The organism is Chamaesiphon sp. OTE_20_metabat_361 (assembly GCF_031364565.1).
Map to the genome: position 1 here is coordinate 1 of NZ_JANLWO010000315.1, position 4,770 is coordinate 4,770.

Here is a 4,770-nt window from a genome sequence, read left to right on the forward strand (position 1 = left end):
ATAATTTTACCGTTAGCATCCACATAACCATTCCCTAAATGCCATTGATACCACGGCTCAGTCGTGAAGTTACTAACTAGACTCAGATCCTCACGATCGAATATCATAATTTGGGTACCGAGTTCTGGCTTCCATCGGATCGATTCACTATAACTAGCTAGTTGCAGTAGGATGGGTAAAGGTTGAATCTCGATCGGGTTAATACAAAATACTAAATACTTACCAACCATCAAAAAGTCGTGAACGGTCGTTAGTCTGGGTAACTTAGTTTGACTAGTCTTAATAACATTACCACTGCGATCGCTCTGATAAAGATTAAGTTTTGGTTGTGCGCCGATTGAAATCCCAAAATTGTAAATATGTCCCGAAATTGGATCTACTTTGGGATGCGCTGAATAAACTAACGGAGTCAAATCGCTACCTAAATTATCCGTCCCGATCGTTGCTAAACTCTCTAAATCTAGCGCGTGCGGTTCTGCACCTTCCCAGAGTGCCAATAATCGATCGGGTAAAGCTAAAACCGAAGTATTTGCCGCATTTCCCAACGATTTACCAAACCGTTCCCACAGGTTTCCAGATGGCAACATGCCATAGTTACCATACAACCATCGATCGACCTGACTTTCTTCCTGATATTTCTGAGTTTGCACGTAGCGATAGACCCCACTAGCAGCCCCATCAGCAAACTTGACTGCCAAAATAGCTCCATCCCCATCAAACCAGTGTCCGACGCGCTTACCGTCCCGTTCGAGCCGTCCGGGGCCATTCCGATAGAGGGTACCGCGCAAGCCATCGGGAATCGCACCAGAGAGAATCTGTAACTGCGTTTGGGGAAATTCGGGAGCGGGTGCAGCTAGAGCTTTTTGCCAAAGAGGTTTAGAGATCGATCGTGAGGTTGTAGTCGTCATTTGTTACTAAATTTAATGACCGATTGGCGGACATATCTATTAGTTCAATTTTATCGCGATCGTTCAGCAGTGGGCAATCTCTGTAGCTCGATCGCAGGTTTATCGAGCGTCTAGATGAATTAGTCGATCGACAACAAAATATTAATATAATAAAATACTAATACTGAGGCTAAAAAACATGAGTGAAAATAATGATGCTATTCTCCAAGCCATTCAAGCGGGATTCGCTAATAACGAACGCCAGTTTACCGATCTATTTGCCAGCAGCAGTCGGATTGAATCTAGGCTAGCTAATCTTGAAGCTGAAGTAGCTGAAATGAAGACTGAAGTAGCTGAAATGAAAACTGAAGTAGCTGAAATGAAAACTAAACTCGCTAAAGTTGAAAATCGGATGCACACAGTCGATCTCCGCCTAAATGGAGTCGATAGCCGACTCATTGATTTTTCAGATGATATCCGTGGCTTGCAAACTCAACAAAATCGAATCAACGAATATCTTTTCAGCCGCCCACAATAACTGCTATCTACCGAGCATCATAGTCCATACTGAAAATCCCCGCTGAGCAAGAAAAACTCATTCAAAATCACCTGGATACCGGACGTTAAGTAGGTAGGCGCAATAATTTATAAAATAGATTATGCCTGAAACCTAATTCTAAAAATCTCAACCGAACCTGCCCTCCTCACTGACAACGGATCTAACATCATCACCCTAAATTATCACAATCGATTCTAGTGAAGATGGGCGGGTTCGTTTGAAGCGAATTTAGCGACATTTACTTGCATAAACCTGCCCCTAAAGATCCTATAATTGACGATCGAGTTTTAAGGATCGATTAAAATGATATGCAAATCAGATTCAATCTCTTTTATAATCAACAATGGTTTCGGATAGAATATTTTTGTTGCCGCATGGTTATTATCTCCGAACGGCAACAAAAGAAGATTTACTAAGGATAGTATATTTTGGAGCTATTGGAAATAGTGAAAAATACAAGGTTCTAGCAATTGTATTTTTCTTGATGTCGATCTTCTCAATATTCTCTAAGTCTTGGGCAACAGTAGTTGTTATAATATTTTGTTTTGTATATTTACTATTCTGTTTTTCCTGGTATCTAGCATGGCTTGACTTTCTAGCAAAGCAGATGATAGTTATTTATTTTGTCAAATATGGTAATGAAGTTTGTGGATATATTCGTTGTGATACTCTTACCGATTATCAATATATCTTTTCATTACTAGTTTCGAGGAAACATCAAAATCGAGGAATAGGTAGTGGCTTGGTTTGGTATTGTATCAATAATACTCAACAACCCGTCTATTTAACGGCTTATGGCTCCAGACTAAAGGCTTTTTATAGCAGATTTGGCTTTGTCACTATAGATCGGCTAAATTCACCTACTAATATCTCTTTGCTTCGACTACATAAGTCTAGAGATCTCATGGGCTTTAGAAATAGCTGAAAATCTTATTAATATCAGTTAATTCAAATTACTAAAAAACCGAGCTTATTTACTAGCTCGGTTAAGTTGAATTTTCCGCTAATTTAGACTATCGCTTCATCTCTGACTAACTTCTCCCAACCGAGATCCTTGAGATTTTCATTCCGACGCAATGGACGAGTTACCAATTCCAAAATATCGCGAGAATTAGTAAAACCGTGCATTTGGGCGAACGTAAACTCTACCGACCATTTAGTTGTAATTCCCCGTGCTTCGAGCGGATTCGCATGAGCCATTCCGGTGATGACTAAATCGGGTTTCTGGGCGTAAATCCGTTGCAACTGATTATAGTTGTCGGGTTTTTCCATGATTGTCGGTAAGGGCGAATTCATTTCCCGACAGGTTTTTTCGAGGAGGGCGAGTTCGGCGGCTTGGTAGCGTTTATCCATGTAGGGAATGCCGATTTCTTGGACTGTCATTCCACAGCGAATCAGGAACCGCGCCATTGAGACTTCCAGGAGATTGTCGCCCATGAAGAAGACGGATTTACCGCGAATCAGTTTGACGTATTCTTCTACGCCTTCCCAGATTTGGGCTTCGCGCTCGTCTAAGCCTTGGGGTTCGATATTAAATACCGAACAGATTTTCTCTATCCAGGCGCGGGTTCCGTCAGGGCCGATCGGGAATGGTGCGCCAATTAGTTTACACTTACGACGGCGCATTAGTGTGGTGGCGGTGCGACTGAGGAAGGGATTTACGCCACAGACGTAGTACCCTTCTTCGAGTACGGGTAGTTCGGTAAAGCGTTTGGCGGGGAGCCAGCCGGAGACTTTAATCCCTTGTTTTTTCAGTTCGAGTGTCAGGTTGGTGACGACAGGATCGGGTAATGAGCCGAATAATACTAGTGGGGGATGATCTTTATATTCGGAGTCGGAAATAGTGACATCTTCCTTCTTACGTCCGAAGTTCATCAGCTTGGAGATGGCATTGCGCTCATCTTTGTCTTCCTGAGCCACAGGAGCCTTCTCAGGACACCGCGCCGCCATTGCTGCGAGGACGGTATCTTCACCTTGGGTAAAGGCATAGTCTAACCCATTGGCGCGGGCAGTCACGATCGGAATACCCAGTTCGGCTTCTAGACGTGGAGCCAAGCCTTCCAAGTCCATTTTGATAATTTCGGTGGTACAGGTACCAATCCAGACAATTACGCTGGGGTTGCGGTCTTTTTTGATTTGTTCGCACAACCGTTTGAGTTCGGCATAGTCATTCAACTGGGCGGAGATATCGCCTTCTTCCAATTCAGCCATCGCATAGCGCGGCTCGGCGAAGATCATTACGCCCATCGCGTTTTGGAGGAAGTAACCACAGGTTTTGGTACCGATGACGAGGAAGAAGCTATCTTCGATTTTTTGGTATAGCCACGCAACGCAACTAATCGGACAGAAGGTGTGATAATTACCAGTTTCGCATTCAAAATTTAACGCCTGTGGCTCTGCTGCAACAGTCATAATATGTTTTCCTTTAAATATAATTTTTAATTGGTTGGCTGCGGTTGAGGGGGCACCCACCCCGTCGCTACGCGCCACCCCTCCGAGGAGGGGAATTTTTATCGATTTCTGTTCTTAAATTATGTAGATCTGTGGGTTGATGGTGGGTGAGGGCGGGTTTGTACGATAGTTATCGTTACATTCGAGGTTAATAGCATAAACCCGCCCCTACAAATCCTGGCGTGGGAAATTCCCTCCTCGGAGGGGTGCCCGTAGGGCGGGGTGGGTAGATCCCTGCCACCCACAAGTTAAACCATCATCAAATCGACTTTCTCGCTCGCATCCTGAGCCTTTGGCTCAACCGGATTGAGATAGAAATCAGACAACAGACTAAACAGTTCTCTGTCAGGAGCATCCGTCGGCACCACGCCTTCAGGCAATGCCAGTATCTGATCCGCGATACTTAGATAGTAATCGCAGACATATTCCAACGACTTATCCGTTTCCGCCATCTCAAACAGCGTCTTACCTTTGACGCGAGAAACACGAATGTCTTCAATCAGCGGTAACACTTCTAACACAGGCATTGGCACTGTTTCGATGTATTTATCGATCAAATCGCGTTTGGAGGTGCGATTGCCAATCAAACCAGCTAACCGTAAAGGATGCGTCCGCGCTTTTTCCCGTACCGATGCCGCAATCCGATTGGCTGCGAATAAAGCATCGAAGCCATTGTCAGTCACAATCAAACAGTAGTCGGCGTAGTTTAGAGGTGCAGCAAAACCACCACAAACCACATCGCCAAGTACATCGAATAAAATAATGTCGTACTCGTCAAAAGCATTTAATTCTTTGAGCAGCTTAACTGTCTCTCCTACTACATAACCACCGCAACCAGCACCAGCAGGAGGCCCGCCAGCTTCGACGCAATCT

General features: G+C 44.2%; 5 protein-coding genes. 2 read left to right on the forward strand and 3 right to left on the reverse strand.

All coding sequences use genetic code 11. The annotated features are described in order from the left end of the window. Positions 1 to 908 (reverse strand): carotenoid oxygenase family protein (locus tag RMO35_RS09320; protein ID WP_309740493.1); only part of this gene is annotated, 908 nt, incomplete at its 3' end. 178 nt (positions 909 to 1,086) lie between these two features. On the opposite strand from RMO35_RS09320, the gene RMO35_RS09325 reads away from it, so the two are divergent. Beyond that, entirely contained in the window at positions 1,087 to 1,425 is a 339-nt protein-coding gene (locus tag RMO35_RS09325) for a hypothetical protein (RefSeq protein ID WP_309740495.1), read from the forward strand. A gap of 505 nt (positions 1,426 to 1,930) precedes the next feature. Next, entirely contained in the window at positions 1,931 to 2,371 is a 441-nt protein-coding gene (locus tag RMO35_RS25270) for a GNAT family N-acetyltransferase (RefSeq protein ID WP_396135637.1), read from the forward strand. Positions 2,372 to 2,454: 83 nt separating this feature from the next. Here RMO35_RS25270 and RMO35_RS09330 read toward each other — a convergent pair whose 3' ends face one another. Together RMO35_RS09330 and RMO35_RS09335 are read right to left on the reverse strand one after the other, a co-directional pair. Beyond that, positions 2,455 to 3,858: a ferredoxin:protochlorophyllide reductase (ATP-dependent) subunit N gene (locus RMO35_RS09330; protein ID WP_309740498.1), complete on the reverse strand. Its 1,404-nt coding sequence runs from the start codon at positions 3,856 to 3,858 to the stop codon at positions 2,455 to 2,457. Between the two features lie 287 nt (positions 3,859 to 4,145). Beyond that, positions 4,146 to 4,770, reverse strand: a 625-nt coding sequence (locus RMO35_RS09335) for a ferredoxin:protochlorophyllide reductase (ATP-dependent) iron-sulfur ATP-binding protein (protein ID WP_309740500.1), incomplete at its 5' end; no start/stop codon positions are given.

Coding starts and splice junctions, on each gene's coding strand:
- RMO35_RS09325 (WP_309740495.1), top strand. CDS start 1,087: ATGAGTGAAAATAATGATGCTATTCTCCAAGCCATTCAAGCGGGATTC.
- RMO35_RS25270 (WP_396135637.1), top strand. CDS start 1,931: ATGTCGATCTTCTCAATATTCTCTAAGTCTTGGGCAACAGTAGTTGTT.
- RMO35_RS09330 (WP_309740498.1), bottom strand. CDS start 3,858: ATGACTGTTGCAGCAGAGCCACAGGCGTTAAATTTTGAATGCGAAACT.